This is a genomic window from Ignavibacteria bacterium (assembly GCA_016707005.1).
GTDB lineage: Bacteria > Bacteroidota > Ignavibacteria > Kapaibacteriales > Kapaibacteriaceae > UBA10438.
In genome coordinates, this window is the sequence record JADJIQ010000002.1 from 183,964 (window position 1) to 199,693 (window position 15,730).

Here is a 15,730-nt window from a genome sequence, read left to right on the forward strand (position 1 = left end):
AAGGCGCTTAAAAAGGCGCTTGAAAAAGCCTAAGGCTTATACCACGTCAGATCGATCGCATCTTCCCCGCCGTCCACGCCAAGGACTTCGCCATTGATCCATTGTGCTTCTGGCTTGACCAAGAGGCGAAGGACGTTTGCGATGTCTTCCGGCGTCGTGAGACGATGGTACGGGTTGCGCATGAGGGCGTTGTTCATGATCACGTCACTGCCCGGGATCTTGGACAACGCCGGCGTGTGGGTAACACCGGCACGGATGGAGTTGGCCGTGATGTTGTAGGGGGCGAGTTCGAGCGCGAGTTGACGGCAGTAGGACTCCATTGCAGCCTTTGCTGCGGACACTGCTCCGTACATCGGCAACACACGGGTAGCTCCGGCACTTGTGAGACCAACAATGCGTCCGCCGGCAGCCATAAGCCCATTTCTTACAACGTCTTGCGTGTAATAGATCAAGGAGTTTGCCATCACATCGAGCGTCATATCGAGGTTCTTCTGATTGATCGCGTCGCCCGGCGCTTCTGCTATAAATGGCTTTAAGGTGCCAAACGCAAGTGAATGAAGCATAAGGCGTAAGGTGGCGCCTGGGTGCTGAGCGAATTCTTCCTTGATCGCGGCGATCACGTCAGCTCTGCGGTCCGGGTCGGCAGCGTTCACATTGTAGAACAGCGTGCGTACTCCGTGACCGGCAAGCTCAGTTTTGAGCTCCTCAACGGCCTCGAGTCCGGCGGCACGATCGAGGTGGACGCCGATGATGTTGAATCCGTCGGCGGCAAGAGCGCGAGCTGCTGCGCGACCAAATCCGCTGGAGGCACCGAGGATGAGGACGTATTGATCTGTGGTCATAGGAGTCGTTGGTTGGTCATGCGTGAACGAATGGGTGCAAAACTAGGAAGAGTGGACTGGGCTACCAACCTTATTGCTTGACGAAGACATATCCGCCTTTTTCGGCCCCCCAGACCTGGACGCCGTCTGCACTGAATCCCCGGTCCCAACTGATGATCCTGTCGCGGAAGATCTTCACCTCAGACGTGGCGTAGGAAGCCCCTTTAAGATCACTTGTACAGGCTGTACCATGTGTTGACCCGAAGAACATGATGTCGTCCATCTGCATATAGACCTCACAACCGCGGCGGATCGAAAGGTCATCCGTGTCCAGGCCATCGAGCTTGGTGGTGTCCGACCATGCTCCGATCACTGCGGAAGGGGCTTTCCAGGTGAACACCCTGGACTCGATCATGTTCTCCTCCACGCGCCGGATGTGGTAGACGCGTTGACGATATGGTTTGTCCTGGGATGCAGCAATGGCTTGCTCTACCAAGAACCAATATCCGTCAGCCCGATCATGCCAGATACGTTTCATGTGCAGACGCACATCGAAATAGGTGGTGTCTGCCTTTGACTGCGCCTCACTGGAGAATGACCCTTCGATCCATCGAGCCAGGACCTCGAGATCTTCGTCCTTCTTCTTGTCTTGCGCGGCCATCCCAACGGACATCGCGATCAATGTTATCGCAATTGCGACGTGTTTCATGTACATCGTTGGGCCAGTTCTTCAAAGGTGATGATGATATAGGTTGCCTCGCCGCGCGGTGTTACGTGCGGAACAGCACAGGCAAAAAGATCGCGCACACGAGCAGCGGCCTCGGTAGTGTTGAGCTTGTCTCCCCTACGGATGGCTTGGCGTGCCGCATAGACGGAGGCGATGCCTTCCTTTCGACGTTCCTTGGGCAACGTTCCGGATTGCTCTAGTGCCTGAAGGATCTCGTCGAGCACACTATCTTCACTGCCCGGACGCACATCACTCGGTACAGCATGCACCTGCACGGTGCCGTCCTTCTCCACGTCGAGTCGGAACCCGAGCGCCTCAAACTCTGCAGCATATTCCCGAAGCAATGCGCCGCGTGTTGGACCTAGACGAACGGTAACAGCGAACAGCAGTGATTGACCGGATGATTCTTGCTCAGTACGCTTTAGAACTCGCTCATAGATCACACGCTCATGGGCAGAACGCTGGTCTACCACAACGAGGCCTTCGGCACTGGTGGTGACGATGAACTGTCCGCCCGCCTGCAACACGCCCCCTGTCTCCTGCTCTTCTCGTTTTGCAAAGAGCTGACCATAGGCCTGCTGCATTGCAGGAGTGAACACCGGTTCTCGAGTGGATGGGAAGGGGCTTGCTGAACGCTCAGAAGATCTCGACAGGATCTCACCGGTGTAGCGATTGATCACCATGCTCGATCCGTCGGCCTGCGTTGGAAGCGACTGCAACGGCCGACTCGCAAGCGGCACGTCTCCAAGGAAACTTGGGATCACGTTGGCCTGCGACAGGACCTTGGTAACGGCCTGCTGCACGAGTAAGTAGGCCTGACGTTCATCTTCGAACTTCACTTCCTGCTTTTGCGGATGGACGTTCACATCAACACGATGAGGGTCCACTGAAACATGCAACACAAAGACCGGATGTTGTCCGGCATCCAAGAGGTGTTCGTAGGCAGAGGCAACGGCATGTGCCAGAGACCTGCTTACGATCGGCCTGTTGTTGAGGAAGAGAAACTGTCCACTCCTGCTCTGCCGTGCCACATGGGGCAGTCCAACAAAGCCGGTGATGGTGAAGCCCCCTTCCGACATATCAACGGGCACAAGGGCTCGTGATGCGTCGAGAGAGAGGATGTCAGAGATACGTCGGCGCAGGTCTCCCGGACGAACATCGAAGACGAGTGATTGGTTGTCGTAGAAGATGAATCGCACGTCCGGACGTGCAAGTGCCATGCGTTGCATGGTCTCGCTCACATGACGGAACTCAGTTAGATCGGCCTTGAGGAATTTGCGTCGCGCAGGAACGTTGTAGAACAGACTCCGCACAAGAACCTGGGTACCAACATCTGTGGCAGATGCACGCAGGTCAGGCGTCTGACCCGGACGTGAAAGCAACGTCCACCCTGTCTCGTCATCACTCCGCCGAGTGCGGATCTCCACATCGGACACAGCTGCGATCGAGGCCATTGCCTCTCCGCGGAAGCCCAGCGTACGAATGGCATGGAGGTCTTCTTCCGTGGAGATCTTACTTGTGGCGTGACGGATCACGCTGAGCTCAAGATCACTCTTGGACATTCCTGAGCCGTTATCGATCACGTGGATGAGCTGTTTGCCTGCTTCACGCACGATGACGGTTACGGACGTTGCGCCGGCGTCAACGGCATTCTCCACCAACTCCTTCACCGCAGATTCCGGACGTTGCACAACCTCGCCCGCCGCGATCTGGTTAGCAAGGTGGTCCGGCAGGATGTGGATCGTATGATCGGTCATGGAGTTGAAGAGCTTCGGTGAAATATCCACGGCAGTCGAAGGAAGGGGCGGATCCATCGCGCGCGCAATCGTCGCACGTGCATGAATTCCGACGTCCCGCTCCCAATATCAACGCCGTTGAGCGTCCAACGCGAAATATACCTCTGATAGAACGGACCGTTCTCACAGGCCCGCACATTGTCGCAGATGAGCAGGCGCCGAACGCCATCAGCACCCAGTCCATGGATCATCACGCGGCGGTGCAGGGAAAGCCCCATAAAACTCAGCCACGGATATTCATAGGTGAAGTCTACGTCTGTCCACGGCGTCACAAGCCCCCTATCATCCACTTCTCCCACCCACGAAAACGGCGTGGTTGCGTTTGGAGTAGCGAGGTAGACGTAGGTGCGGTCAGATGCGTGGACGCGGCCCCAGAACCACTCACGAAAGTCATCGGACATCGCCCGCCTACCCATGTTATGGTCATGATAGGCCAGGGTCTCGAACGTCTCGTCAACTGTCGTTCGTCCGCCCTCCGCAAGCTCGATATGCACGGTACACGGACTGCGGGGCGCGGCCAACACCCACCCATGATCGGCAGTGAACTCCTCCGTTGAGGGGGCTGCCCCTTCTCCGGAGAGAACCACCTCTACACGTGCAGAGCGTTTGATCCCAGGCATCGTTGCATCGATACGGCACACATGCCGCCCTTCATCCAGCTTTGTGAACTCTGCCTTCCCCGACGGATCATCGAGCGGTTCACCGGCGAATGCAAAGGCAACACGAACACCGCGGTGATAGACGCTGAGGGAATACCCCCCGGTGAGGTCATTGGGATCGTCGAGGTAATTTGGCGACATCGGCATCCCTCGGAAGACGATCATCACCACGCCCCATTCAGCATCTGCAGACAAAGCATCCACATACCACCACTCATACGCGCCCGGTCCGTTGAGGTGATGGCACGAATCGTGAGGATATCCTGTTAGTAGCTGCATGCACAAAAATAGTCACCCCGAGCGTAGTCGAGGGGCGAAGAGGCGAAAAGGCGAAGAGGCACTCCATAACGTCATAATGTCATAACGTCATAATGTCATATCTACTTGCTTACAATCTTGTGATCGCAGCCATCACCATTGCATTGGCATTGGTGAGCATCTATAATCTGCGTCGGTTTGCGCGTATGCCGTCGTCAAAGGGGCTTAGTGTTGCACCCGATGAAACATTGGTGTCGATCCTCGTTCCGGCACGGAATGAAGAGCGGTGTATCGAAGCATGCGTGCGATCCCTCTGTGAGCAGGACCACAAGAACACGGAAGTGATCGTCCTCAATGACGCGTCAACAGATGCTACCGGTGAGATCCTTTCGCGGCTCACCGGGGAGTTTCCGCATCTGCGCGTGATAGAAGGAGCCCCTTTACCAAATGGATGGGTCGGGAAATCCTGGGCGTGTCAACAACTATCGATTCAGGCAAGGGGCGAGACATTGATCTTCACCGATGCCGATACAACGCACCGTCCGGATATGGTACGCAGGGCACGCGCGTATATGACTCAGAACAACATCGCATTGTTCTCGCTGGTGCCGTATCAGGTGCTTGGGTCGATCGGTGAACACATTGTGATACCAATGGTTCATGTGCTGTACTTCGCCTATCTGCCCAACGACCTCATTCTGCAGAACAAACGTGTATCGCTTTCGGCAGCGAATGGACAGTTCATGTGTTTCACCCGTGATGCCTATGAGAAGGTTGGTGGGCATGAGAGTGTGAGGTCGACGTTGGTAGAAGATGTCTTTCTTGCGAAGGAAGTGAAACGTGCCGGACTTCGCATTGCCCTTGTTGACGGAACCGATGCAGTAGAGTGTCGCATGTATACCAATGCACGAGAGGTAACGGAAGGTTTTTCAAAGAATTTCTTCCCTGCCACCAACTACAATCTCCCGCTGACCGTCCTCTTCCTGGTTCATGTGCTCACGACCTATGTTCTGCCACTGCCAATGGCCGTCTATGGTTTTGTGATCGGTGACGATCGCATCATGGGATTGGCGTTGTTGCAGCTTGGTTTGGGAGCACTCATCAGACTCCTCATCAGCAAACGATTCTCTATGCCGTGGTGGCACATGTTCCTTCAACCTCTCACCGGTCTGTGGTCCACGATCATCGGTGTGAACTCCATCCGGTGGGCCTATTCACGAACGGGCTCTCGATGGAAGGGGCGCTCCTACGATACCAAGGGACAGTCACATGCGTGAACCAACCGACGGCGAAAAACTTCTCGACCTCTTTCTGCTACGCACCAAGGAACCCGAGTATGCGGTAGACATGCCGTTCTACACTACGGGGTCGATCGTTGCTGCCGCTCTCATGCGTGTTGCCATCCTTGGTGTTGCAAGCATCATCCTGAGTCAGTGGATGGATTCCACCAAGGTCTGGTGGTTCGCCATGATCACTCTCTGGGCCATCGGCGTCTTCCCTGCCTGGCTACAGTATCAGCGATTCCACGAGAAGATCGAGAAGATCACAGATGGCACGTTATGCGGTGCATGCAGACACTTCAACGCCACCAACCAACTGTGCATGATCTTGGACGAACACGTCACCAACGAACACCCACCATGCGAAGGCGAGGCGTGGGAACCGCGGTGATCACCTCACGTTCACCAGTTTGTAGTAGCCGCGGTCATTGACCTCGAACGTGAACGTCTGCTTGATGCCGGTATCGTAGCGCCAGATCTCTTGCGACCCCTTGTTGGTGAGGTTCTTCTTGATGTCCGTTGGTTGACCATACAGGACGTAGACCTTACCACGATCTGATTGTGCACCGTCCGGCTCGGCGATGGTACTGAAAGCAAAGAAGGCGTTGTCTACTCGACGGAAGTATTCGGCCATACGCTCGTTGAACGTAGTAGCCTGCGTGGGATCCTGAGCGCGCCACCAGTTCATCAGGGCTTCCCTGTTCTCTGCAGCACTGCCTGCACTGAGAGAATCGATGGTCTCATCCCTACAGATGAAACGCATGGACTCTATGGCGTAATCGATGGTCCGCAGTGAGAACGGCATCATCTCCCAGACGATCTGGAACTTCATGCTGATGGTGTCTGAGGTACCCTTGCGAACAAGTTCCAAGACATACTTCCCCGGGACCATTGACCCAAGGGGGATGTCCACTTCGACCGTTGCAATAGGACGCGTCGGTACCTTTTGTTCTACCATCTCGAGATACGCTGCATCACTTGACGACGCAGATGCAACACGCGGAAAACGGTCGCGCTCTGACGTCACTTCTCCGGCAACGTCTCCAACCTTCCACCATCGGATATCCCGTGGGTCCCACGGCATCTGCTTGATGGTGTAGTCGTAGGTAGTCTCAACCGAATCTCCGAGCAGAACCAAAGCCCGCGCACTCGCCGGACCAAAGGGCAGATTGTTGCTGAACACAAAGAGGCGCACCATCTCCTTGCCGTTGACGCTCACTGGTTCGCCAAAGACCGGCGGCGTGAGCTGACGTGTAGGTTTACGCGGAGTAAACGATACTGGCGGCAGTTTGATCTTCTTTTGATTGCTTTCCTTCTGCGATAAGATCTCAAGCGTGATCACATATGTGCCTGGCCCTACAACCAACCGCTGCCAGCCGTAGTGGAAGTCTACCTTGCTGTTCGTCTGCTCAAAGGTGTTGGTGAAGGCCTGGTCCTCCCACCGCACGCGCTGACGGATCACACCAAGGGTATCACGTAGCTCGATACTCACCACCATGTCCGCACTATAGTTGCCACGCACTTCACCCGTGCTCAACACCTTGGTGAAACTGAGAAAGTCGTTTGCCATGCGGAAGAACACAGCAATGGCCGCTGAATCCGGCTGTTCCACCGGGACAACGTAGGCATCGGCGTAGAACCGGTCTCCGTAATCTATCAGCATCGTTCGATTCTTGATCGTCTGCTGCCCCTGCCCCATCATCATTGACGGCAAGAGAGAGAGAACAAGGATCAGGAGGGGGCGGAACAGACTCATAGGTTTTGCGGAGTAATGGAGCGGACCTCTTGTATCGCATCGCGGAGGATCACAGCAGCGGCCATCTGATCCTTAACGCCCTTGGTCTGACGTTTCTTCTTCTTCACACCGGTTGCGACCATGATGGACCGTGCTTCCTTCGTTGAGAATGCTTCGTCTACTTCATACACCGGCAATGACGTATGCATGCGCAATTCAGTGACAAATCGTTCGATGGTTTCGATGATGGGCGTGGTTCGGTCATCATGATGCCGTGGCACGCCAACCAATACCACCTCTGTCCTGTCCTGGGCGAACTGCTGCACGAGGCGGTCCATCACGCCGGGCGTGTTATCCACTACCGGACGCGTTGAGACAACGATATGCATCTCATCACACACAGCCACACCAATGCGACGCATCCCAAAATCGATGGCACAAAGTCTCTTCCCGTTGAGGGAGAGCAACTCGTCGCGCGTCATGCCTCCACCTCTTCTAATGCCCTGCCGGCGCGTTGCCGCACGTCCATCTCATGCGGAAGTCGGAAGATCACCTGCGTACCAACGCCTGGCTCGCTCGACACACGGAGCGAACCTCCATGGAGATTCATCACGTGCTGCATGATCATCGTACCGATGCCCGTGCCGGTTCCGTCCTTTGCCGTGGTGAAGTATGGCTTCATCATGTTCGACATCGTTTCAGCGTCCATCCCAACACCGGTGTCACTTACGCGGATAAAGACGTTCGCTCGATCGAACCACGTAGCGATCTCCACCGTGCCCGGTTTCCCTCGCAATGACTTGATGGCATTCTCAACCGCATTACGCACCGCTCGCGAAACTTTAAGTCGGTCAACATTCATCATCGTGCCGCGGAGCTTCATAGCAAACGTCACATGTGGGAACATCGCCGGATCGAATTCATGTCGGATCTCCGTACACAGCTCTGCACTATGCACGGGTATACGCATGATGTCCTCAGATCGTCCAACACTCACCAAGTCTCTCACACGCTGAATGAGTACGCCAACTTGGAACAGGATACGACGTCGGCGTTCGGTATTGCGCGGATCACCATCATCGCCCAATTGCTCAGCATTCAGCCTGATGGTTGAGAGATTCGTCTGCATATCATGGGCAAGCTGCGCCCAGTTTACAAGTCTGCGACGTTCAAGTGCCTCGGTGATATCCACGCCGGTGATGATCGACCCAACGGATCTGCCTACCAATCCGATCAGGGGCACGGAGGTAAAAACATACTCCCGCTGTTCATGGGATTCCGTGATGGCGATCTTCTCCGACAATGCAGCGCGGGACGTCTGGACTTGGGAGAGGAAGTGGGTAAGGGGCTCCAAGCCCGACCTCTGAGTATAGGAACGAAAGAGTCTCCGCATCGGGACACTCTTTGTGATGCGCAGAAGTTTCGCTGCCCGTTCATTCGTTCGAACAAGCCGGCCATTACCATCAAGAACAAAGACAAGTCCTGCACCCGGGATGTCGATCATCGCATCAAAGAATCGTCGCTGACGCCAGTACAACAGCCATACGGTGATGAGCAGAAGGACAAGCACAAGCGGGACAACAAATCGCAACACCGTATCGAGTGCGCGCCAAAGGAACCACAACGTATGTGTCGATCGATCGAGTAGATACGATGTGGTACGCGACGAGACCACCAACCTCGTCCCACTCATGAACGACTCACTCGTTGCTCCAACGGAAAGGGGCATTGCATCACGCGAGATGATCGTCCCATCAAGAAGCATCGTCACCAATCCACCCGTGAACACAACAACGATCGTGTCACCGTGCGCTACAACACTCTTCGCCGACCCGTAGTCACCCGGGATGGTTGTTCCCCTCGGCAGCACTTCCGGTACATCATTCGCATCGGTGATCACGAGTTCCGGCACGCCGTTGCGCGTAGTGAGCATCGCAAGGACCATACCTGTTGGTAGCCAAATGGGCCTGATCAGCGATTGATCAACAGGGATCGCGCGCGTGCCCGTGGAGAATGTGGTTGGCTCCAATAACGAGAACACTGTACCGCTCGCCCCCTCCAATGTTGAGAGCATCATCACATACGGTCCAACCTGTTCGATCCGCGCGGACTCACTGGACGGTACAGATGTAGAGGCCATTGCTTGCAACGTACTATCGATCACCGTCAGAAATGCCGATGCACCGATGGTATAAGCAAGGGCGATGCGAGACCGACCTTGACCTTGCAAAAAGGCAACGGCAAACACATTCTGTTCAAGGGGTGTCTGGTAAAGCCTGCCATCGAAGCGTTGCACGGCAACGACCGAGGAACCTACTTGGACAACGGCAATTGGGTCGGAGGGGGCTCCAAGCACGCGAACGATGGTAGCAGCATCAACATCGGCATCCGCTTCAATGATGATCTCCGATGATGGAAGCGTCGAGAGCTGGCGATCGACAAGGCTTACGATCACTCTGCGATATTCAACTCGGGCTACAAGAAATCCGTTCGACCATGGCATTGCATCACGAACGTCTTGACCGAGGAAGCCACTGATGCGGGAACGTCCATCAACTCCGATGACCGTGAGCGCCGGAGAGGACCCCGACCAGACCGGACGAGGAGATACAACAAGGAGTCGAGATGGATCAGCAGCATCGGCAACCACACGCCCCTTCCATGTAGAAGCGATCGAATAACTCAACGGCTCGGAGTGATCCGCCCATGCAGGACAGGTAAGCACCGCCAGCGCAATGATGATGCGGATCATCATCATGTAGGCTGCACCTCGCAGATCACGTAGGCATGCACCCCTTCTCTTCGGCCAACATATCCGATACGTTCACTCGTTGTTGCCTTCACAGCAACACGCTCGATCGGCAGACCGCACAAGCGTGCAATGTTCTCGCGCATGGTTTGCTTGAACGGCAGGATCTTGGGACTCTCCAACACCAGCGTACAATCGATGTTCACGATGTGGCAGTTCTGTTCCTTCACCAGTGCAACGGCATGTTCCACGAAGGCGGAACTAGGAGCCCCCTTCCATCGCGGGTCCGTATCAGGGAAGTGCTCTCCGATGTCACCAAGAGCCAGGGCTCCCAACAACGCATCAACGAGTGCATGGAACATCACATCACCGTCACTGTGAGCAACGGTGCCAAGGGGCGAGGGGATATCAACCCCTCCGAGGACGAGCGACTCACCTTCTGCAAGGCGGTGCACGTCGAATCCAAAACCTACCATGTGGCAAATCTACGGGTAATGCGGAATGACGATCTTTGCAACATGACCGAGCAGCCTGTTAGCGTCTCCGAACTCACCTATGCCATCAAGGGACTCCTTGAAGAAGGCATAGGCGATGTTATGGTCTCCGGTGAGATCTCCAACTTCAAACATCACTCGTCGGGGCACCGGTATTTCACCCTCAAGGACGCCGATGCCCAGATCGGCGCCGTGATGTGGCGCAGCCGTACGCTGGCCTTCCGTCCGGAGGACGGCATGCGCGTGGTGGTCCGGGGCAAGCTTACGGTGTACTCGGCGCAGGGCAAGTATCAGATCGACTGCTCTGCTATGCGTCCGGAGGGCCTTGGCGACCTCCATATGGCATTTGAGAAGCTCAAGGAGAGTCTTCGTGCCCGTGGGTACTTCGACGAGTCCAACAAGCGTACCCTGCCACGACGTCCGCGCTCAGTGGGCATCGCCACATCGGCCACGGGCGCAGCCCTGCAGGACATGTTATCCACCATCAATTACCGCTTCCCTCTTCTTGACGTGGTCTTCCGGCCTACACTTGTGCAGGGAGACGGCGCGTCAGAAGATATTGCCAAGGCTATCCGCGAACTCGACCGAGCCGGACTTGATGTGATCATTATTGGTCGCGGTGGCGGATCCATGGAGGACCTCTGGTGTTTCAACACCGAGGCGGTGGCAGATGCCATCTATAATGCCGAAACGCCGATCATCTCTGCCGTTGGGCATGAGACGGACTTCACAATAGCCGACTTCGTGGCAGACCGCAGAGCAGAGACTCCAACAGCTGCTGCAGTTATCGTTACGCCGATCACGGCCGATGACCTATTGATCGCGATCGATGATCTGCGTTCGACCATTGTGAGGATCATGACCGACAACGTGATCGATCTGCGCGAGATCGCTGAGAGTTTTGTGGATGGTCGCGCTGCACGCAGGATCACCGAACGCGTGCTGCAACGCAGCCAGCGTATCGACGATCTCACCTCGCGTTTTGCTCGCACCATCACCCATCGTATCACCATGACACGTCAGCGCATCGATCATGTTATCGCGTTGTCGACGTCCTTGCACCCCCTAGCCCCTTTGAAACGAGGCTATGCCGTTGTTGAGCGAGACGGGCATGTGCTTACCGGCGCAGATACGCTCAAGGCCGGAGATCGTGTACACTTGCAACGTCAGACCGAACGCAGCGCCGTCCGCGTAGAAGAGACCACCCCCAACACGCCAATTCCATCGGATGAACATCATGGCTAAGAAGACAGAAGCCCCTTCCCTTGAACAGAGTCTGAAGAGACTTGAAGAGATCGCAACGTTGCTCGACCGCGGAGAACTCTCGATCGATGAACAGTTGAAGATCTACGAAGAAGGGATGCTCCTTGCTCAACAATGCAGAGAGTACCTTGAGCAAGCGGAACTCAAGGTTCGTCGGCTCAGTGGTGAGGATGCAAACGCAGAATGATAGCATCCTTGATCATCGTGCTTGCTGTTTGCGTTTCAGCTTCCGCACAACCAGACACGAAGTCAATGGTGTATGTGAAGGGCAGAACATTCACGATGGGTTCAGCACGGGCTGATGATCCGGAGAATGAGAAGCCACAACATCGGGTAAAGGTCTCAGACTTTTGGATGGACTCTACCGAGGTGACCAATGCGCAGTACGAGTTGTTTGTAAAGGCAACCGGATACGTCACAGTTGCAGAACGTCCGGTAGAATGGGAACAGATCCGTCTGCAGGTACCGCCCGGAACCCCAAAGCCCCCTGACTCATTACTGCAACCCGGATCACTTGTGTTCACGATGCCGGCTGAGGGAACCACAACTGACGATGTAGCGCAATGGTGGAAGTGGGTGATCGGCGCAAACTGGCGTCACCCAGAAGGTACCAACAGCGACATCCGCAACCGCATGAACCACCCTGTGGTCCACATCGCGTTTGAGGACGCCCAGGCATACGCTACTTGGGCCGACAAGCGACTACCAACAGAAGCCGAGTGGGAATGTGCTGCATTAGCCGGAGCAAAATCTGCTCGATTTACTTGGGGCAACCGTATCCCTTCGGACGGCGACTCCATCGCCAACATCTGGCAAGGTACGTTTCCCTATCTCAACAGCGAGCGAGATGGTTTTCTACGGACATCTCCTGTTCGGTCGTACAAACCCAACAAACTAGGTCTCTACGACATGGCCGGCAACGTATGGGAGTGGTGCTCTGATCTCTTTCGTGCAGATGCCTACGAGCAGCGTCTTGAGTCCGATCCCAAAGCGATCATCAACAACCCCACCGGCCCAACTACTTCATGGGATCCCAACGACGGCGTTCCGTCAACACGCAAACATGTCATACGCGGCGGTTCATTCTTGTGTCACGCTTCGTACTGCGAATCATATCGTGTTAGCGCACGACGCGGCGAAACACCGGATACAGGGATGAGCCATTTGGGGTTTCGGTGTGTTAGGTAATGACTAGTTACTAGTTACTAGTTACTAGTTACTAGTTACTAGTTACTAGTTACTAGTTACTAGTTACTAGTTACTAGTTACGAAAGACTGATTACTGATGGCAGATTACTGATGTATAGTGTTGTATTCGGCTAATACATTGTCCGCCCTTGGTAATTAGTAACTAGTAACTAGTAACTAGTAACTAGTAACTAGTAACTAGTCATTTGTAACTGTCATTTCTTCCCTCCGATCGGCACACCAACACTCACACTGACCCCACTGTTGTATGAGGAGAGGTTGTCGTTGGTGACCACATCGATCAGGCCTTGGTAGTAACGAACACCGAGGCGGAGGCTATTGATACCAAAGTCAGGAACGAGCAATATCTCAGCGCCGATCACTGCGCCTACGTCCCAGCGATTCACTCTTCCGAAGGCACTCTTTTCAACGACGATGGCTGCGCCTTCGTCGCTCGTGCCCGAGGCATTGTCCGTTGCCGCAACCAGATAGCCGATCTGTGGTCCGGCCATGATGTAGAACATTCCCACACGGTACTTCACAAGAAGTGGGATGGCTACATACGAGGTTGACAACCACTCCTTTCGATCGTTGATCATCGTATCTATTGAAGGTTGCGATTGAAACAAACCTTGCAATCCATTGGTACCGCCAGGAGCCTTAAAGAACACTTCCGGGGCGAAGTGCCACTCTTCACTCAATCGCCAGTGAAGGCTTGCGCCAAAAGACCAGGACAGTCGCGCAGAGGCGCCTTCCAGTTCTGATACATTCGTCAGGTTGATACCGCCTGTGATGCCCCCTACAAAATCTTCCGAGGAGATCTTATCGCCCACAAGGAGCATGATAAGGGGCTGAGCATACACACCACTTGACGAGATCGCCATGATCGTCAATGCCAATGTCACGCGAAGAAGAACCCGATGCATAGTCGTACCTATATTTGGTTTGTCCTGAGCGCTCAACCTATCAGACATCATCATGCAAAGGTACGTTATGCTGATCCGGCTTTTCCAGGCTATAGCAACGGCAGGTGTTCTGGTGGTAACAACAGTGAATGTTGCATTCGCACAGAACAACATCAATCTCGAAAGTGACACCGGCGATGTAAAGCAGCGTGCATCTGAGTACGATTACATCTTTCCCATCTGGGGAAAGGATGTAATGGAACGTGGATTTGATGTTCCCTACCCGGCCGGCGCAAATCTGATCGGGATGTATATCACGCAGCCGATCGATATTGGCCAACTGCAACTTGGGCTCAATGGCGGTCCGCTCGTTCCGGTGCCTTCGATCACCTTCGGTGAAAATTCGAGCACTGTCTACACGGGCAACCTGCGCGTAGATCTGTGGCTCTTCCCATTCCTTAATGTCTATGGCATGTATGGTATTGCACAAGCCAACACCACGGTCAATGTCACGACCCCCATTGCATTTACGTCATCAGTGGATCAACCGGGTAAATATTATGGTGTTGGCGTGACTTCTGCCTTTGGAGTCTGGGGTCATTGGGCATCGATCGATATCAACTGGGCCTGGGCCGATCTCGAAAAACTCTCCGAACCGGTCCTTACCAACATCATCGGACTTCGTATGGGTCATACGTTCCCATTGGATAACAAGGGTATGAAGCTTGCAGCCTGGGTGGGATTCATGAAGGCTGAAGTGGCATCAGTCACCAACGGGTCCATAGCTCTCTCAGAAGCACTACCTCCCGACGCTGTTCAGAAGGTTGAGGAGTTCTACGAGAACTATCAGACGAGCGAGTGGTATTCGAACCTTGCCAAATGGCAGCAGGCCGCTGTAGATGAAATGTTCGGAAAACTCTCAGAGGGCCAACCGCTGCAAAACGCTACCGTGCAGTATGATATCGATAAAGCTCTTGCTGTTCCTACCAACTTCCTCGTTGGCCTTCAATGGGAGATCAACAAGGAGTGGCTCGTTCGCACAGAAGCCGGCCTCTTCGGTCGTTGGTCCGCGATGCTGAACATCAACTACCGCTTCCGCATCTGACAACGGAGTCAACAATAGTACGATTTTCGATGCGTCGGTTGACTACGATGCCAGCGCACTATCTACTCCCGACCCTCCTAACCGTTCTGCTTGCTTCGTCATGCTCGAACGACGTGACCTATCCTTCTGCTGGGCCTTTTATCCCCTCGAGCTATGGTGTTCCGGATGGAGAGGATATTCGAAGGTTTGATGACACAACAGATGTTCGAGCGATCATTAGAATCAAACGAAGTACCTCCAATATCATAGACCTACTAAGCAACAACGTCGTTGGCTTTTCCGAAACATCCGTCCTTCAACAGTTTCATGATGGCACAGGCTCGGCCAGGATCTTCGATTTCTTGTCGCGAATGGTGAAGCCCCATTCGGTACGTATGATGTCTCGATTCACGGCAATATGACACCGTCTTTGGCCAAGTCAATCAAACGATACGACCAGAACCAGAGATACGTCTTGCTAATGTAACAGTTGGAGACACAGTTGATCGGAACACCGATCTGGTCTTGGAGTTCAATGAGCCAGGCTCTCGATGGATCAACCTGCAACTTGTTCGAGATCTCTCGGATCCAAAGGACAACTCACCGATAGAGTTCCATCGACGCCACTACGATGCTGCTTCTAGGATCATTCTCTCACGACATGATCTCTCATTGCTTCCACGCGGGTGGATCACCCTCACATATGGGAAACATCAGGTATGGTTTCTTGACACAGAGTTTCGACGCCGTGTAGCAGTAGTCTTTGAAACC

16 protein-coding genes are annotated in these 15,730 nt (G+C 54.4%); 7 read left to right on the forward strand and 9 right to left on the reverse strand.

The window, feature by feature from the left end; all coding sequences use genetic code 11:
- Positions 1–29: 29 nt before the first annotated feature.
- From IPI29_03725 to IPI29_03740, 4 genes are all read right to left on the reverse strand, one after another.
- Positions 30–842, reverse strand: coding sequence for an SDR family oxidoreductase (locus tag IPI29_03725; GenBank protein MBK7411645.1), 813 nt, complete (start codon positions 840–842; stop codon positions 30–32).
- Between the two features lie 70 nt (positions 843–912).
- Positions 913–1,530 carry a chromophore lyase CpcT/CpeT gene (locus tag IPI29_03730; protein MBK7411646.1) on the reverse strand — a complete coding sequence of 206 codons (618 nt, stop codon included), beginning with the start codon at positions 1,528–1,530 and terminating at the stop codon, positions 913–915.
- Positions 1,527–3,305, reverse strand: coding sequence for a DNA mismatch repair endonuclease MutL (mutL, locus tag IPI29_03735; protein MBK7411647.1), 1,779 nt, complete (start codon positions 3,303–3,305; stop codon positions 1,527–1,529). The genes IPI29_03730 and mutL overlap by 4 nt, the downstream gene beginning before the upstream one ends.
- Positions 3,302–4,282 carry a hypothetical protein gene (locus IPI29_03740; GenBank protein MBK7411648.1) on the reverse strand — a complete coding sequence of 327 codons (981 nt, stop codon included), beginning with the start codon at positions 4,280–4,282 and terminating at the stop codon, positions 3,302–3,304. The genes mutL and IPI29_03740 overlap by 4 nt, the downstream gene beginning before the upstream one ends.
- A gap of 92 nt (positions 4,283–4,374) precedes the next feature.
- Here IPI29_03740 and IPI29_03745 point away from each other — a divergent pair, with 92 nt between their 5' ends.
- Both IPI29_03745 and IPI29_03750 read left to right on the forward strand, forming a co-directional pair.
- The gene (locus IPI29_03745; GenBank protein MBK7411649.1) at positions 4,375–5,538 is read left to right on the forward strand and encodes a glycosyltransferase; all 1,164 of its coding nucleotides are present in this window, start codon (positions 4,375–4,377) and stop codon (positions 5,536–5,538) included.
- Positions 5,531–5,932, forward strand: a complete 402-nt coding sequence (locus tag IPI29_03750; protein ID MBK7411650.1) for a hypothetical protein — start codon at positions 5,531–5,533, stop codon at positions 5,930–5,932. Before IPI29_03745 ends, IPI29_03750 begins: the two co-directional genes overlap by 8 nt.
- Here the strand turns inward: IPI29_03750 and IPI29_03755 are convergent, their stop codons facing one another.
- The 4 genes from IPI29_03755 to ispF are packed head-to-tail and all read right to left on the reverse strand — an operon-like array spanning position 5,933 to position 10,501.
- Entirely contained in the window at positions 5,933–7,297 is a 1,365-nt protein-coding gene (locus IPI29_03755) for a GWxTD domain-containing protein (GenBank protein ID MBK7411651.1), read from the reverse strand. It lies immediately after the preceding gene.
- Positions 7,294–7,758: a Holliday junction resolvase RuvX gene (ruvX, locus tag IPI29_03760; protein ID MBK7411652.1), complete on the reverse strand. Its 465-nt coding sequence runs from the start codon at positions 7,756–7,758 to the stop codon at positions 7,294–7,296. Before ruvX ends, IPI29_03755 begins: the two co-directional genes overlap by 4 nt.
- Positions 7,755–10,034, reverse strand: a complete 2,280-nt coding sequence (locus IPI29_03765) for a HAMP domain-containing histidine kinase (protein MBK7411653.1) — start codon at positions 10,032–10,034, stop codon at positions 7,755–7,757. Before IPI29_03765 ends, ruvX begins: the two co-directional genes overlap by 4 nt.
- Positions 10,031–10,501 (reverse strand): 2-C-methyl-D-erythritol 2,4-cyclodiphosphate synthase, encoded by a 471-nt coding sequence (gene ispF, locus IPI29_03770; GenBank protein MBK7411654.1) that lies wholly within the window; start codon positions 10,499–10,501, stop codon positions 10,031–10,033. Before ispF ends, IPI29_03765 begins: the two co-directional genes overlap by 4 nt.
- Positions 10,502–10,543: 42 nt before the next feature.
- Here ispF and xseA point away from each other — a divergent pair, with 42 nt between their 5' ends.
- The 3 genes from xseA to IPI29_03785 are packed head-to-tail and all read left to right on the forward strand — an operon-like array spanning position 10,544 to position 12,970.
- On the forward strand, positions 10,544–11,764 hold the full coding sequence (gene xseA, locus IPI29_03775) for an exodeoxyribonuclease VII large subunit (GenBank protein ID MBK7411655.1): 1,221 nt from the start codon (positions 10,544–10,546) through the stop codon (positions 11,762–11,764).
- Entirely contained in the window at positions 11,748–11,969 is a 222-nt protein-coding gene (gene xseB, locus IPI29_03780; GenBank protein ID MBK7411656.1) for an exodeoxyribonuclease VII small subunit, read from the forward strand. The genes xseA and xseB overlap by 17 nt, the downstream gene beginning before the upstream one ends.
- The gene (locus IPI29_03785; GenBank protein ID MBK7411657.1) at positions 11,966–12,970 is read left to right on the forward strand and encodes a formylglycine-generating enzyme family protein; all 1,005 of its coding nucleotides are present in this window, start codon (positions 11,966–11,968) and stop codon (positions 12,968–12,970) included. Before xseB ends, IPI29_03785 begins: the two co-directional genes overlap by 4 nt.
- Positions 12,971–13,185: 215 nt before the next feature.
- On the opposite strand, the gene IPI29_03790 is transcribed toward IPI29_03785, so the two are convergent.
- Entirely contained in the window at positions 13,186–13,896 is a 711-nt protein-coding gene (locus tag IPI29_03790; GenBank protein MBK7411658.1) for a PorT family protein, read from the reverse strand.
- A gap of 52 nt (positions 13,897–13,948) precedes the next feature.
- Here IPI29_03790 and IPI29_03795 point away from each other — a divergent pair, with 52 nt between their 5' ends.
- Positions 13,949–14,980: a hypothetical protein gene (locus IPI29_03795; GenBank protein ID MBK7411659.1), complete on the forward strand. Its 1,032-nt coding sequence runs from the start codon at positions 13,949–13,951 to the stop codon at positions 14,978–14,980.
- 47 nt (positions 14,981–15,027) lie between these two features.
- Entirely contained in the window at positions 15,028–15,381 is a 354-nt protein-coding gene (locus IPI29_03800; protein MBK7411660.1) for a hypothetical protein, read from the forward strand.
- Positions 15,382–15,730: the final 349 nt, after the last annotated feature.

Coding starts and splice junctions, on each gene's coding strand:
- IPI29_03725 (MBK7411645.1), bottom strand. CDS start 842: ATGACCACAGATCAATACGTCCTCATCCTCGGTGCCTCCAGCGGATTT.
- IPI29_03730 (MBK7411646.1), bottom strand. CDS start 1,530: ATGAAACACGTCGCAATTGCGATAACATTGATCGCGATGTCCGTTGGG.
- mutL (MBK7411647.1), bottom strand. CDS start 3,305: ATGACCGATCATACGATCCACATCCTGCCGGACCACCTTGCTAACCAG.
- IPI29_03740 (MBK7411648.1), bottom strand. CDS start 4,282: ATGCAGCTACTAACAGGATATCCTCACGATTCGTGCCATCACCTCAAC.
- IPI29_03745 (MBK7411649.1), top strand. CDS start 4,375: ATGTCATATCTACTTGCTTACAATCTTGTGATCGCAGCCATCACCATT.
- IPI29_03750 (MBK7411650.1), top strand. CDS start 5,531: ATGCGTGAACCAACCGACGGCGAAAAACTTCTCGACCTCTTTCTGCTA.
- IPI29_03755 (MBK7411651.1), bottom strand. CDS start 7,297: ATGAGTCTGTTCCGCCCCCTCCTGATCCTTGTTCTCTCTCTCTTGCCG.
- ruvX (MBK7411652.1), bottom strand. CDS start 7,758: ATGACGCGCGACGAGTTGCTCTCCCTCAACGGGAAGAGACTTTGTGCC.
- IPI29_03765 (MBK7411653.1), bottom strand. CDS start 10,034: ATGATGATGATCCGCATCATCATTGCGCTGGCGGTGCTTACCTGTCCT.
- ispF (MBK7411654.1), bottom strand. CDS start 10,501: ATGGTAGGTTTTGGATTCGACGTGCACCGCCTTGCAGAAGGTGAGTCG.
- xseA (MBK7411655.1), top strand. CDS start 10,544: ATGACCGAGCAGCCTGTTAGCGTCTCCGAACTCACCTATGCCATCAAG.
- xseB (MBK7411656.1), top strand. CDS start 11,748: ATGAACATCATGGCTAAGAAGACAGAAGCCCCTTCCCTTGAACAGAGT.
- IPI29_03785 (MBK7411657.1), top strand. CDS start 11,966: ATGATAGCATCCTTGATCATCGTGCTTGCTGTTTGCGTTTCAGCTTCC.
- IPI29_03790 (MBK7411658.1), bottom strand. CDS start 13,896: ATGCATCGGGTTCTTCTTCGCGTGACATTGGCATTGACGATCATGGCG.
- IPI29_03795 (MBK7411659.1), top strand. CDS start 13,949: ATGCAAAGGTACGTTATGCTGATCCGGCTTTTCCAGGCTATAGCAACG.
- IPI29_03800 (MBK7411660.1), top strand. CDS start 15,028: ATGCCAGCGCACTATCTACTCCCGACCCTCCTAACCGTTCTGCTTGCT.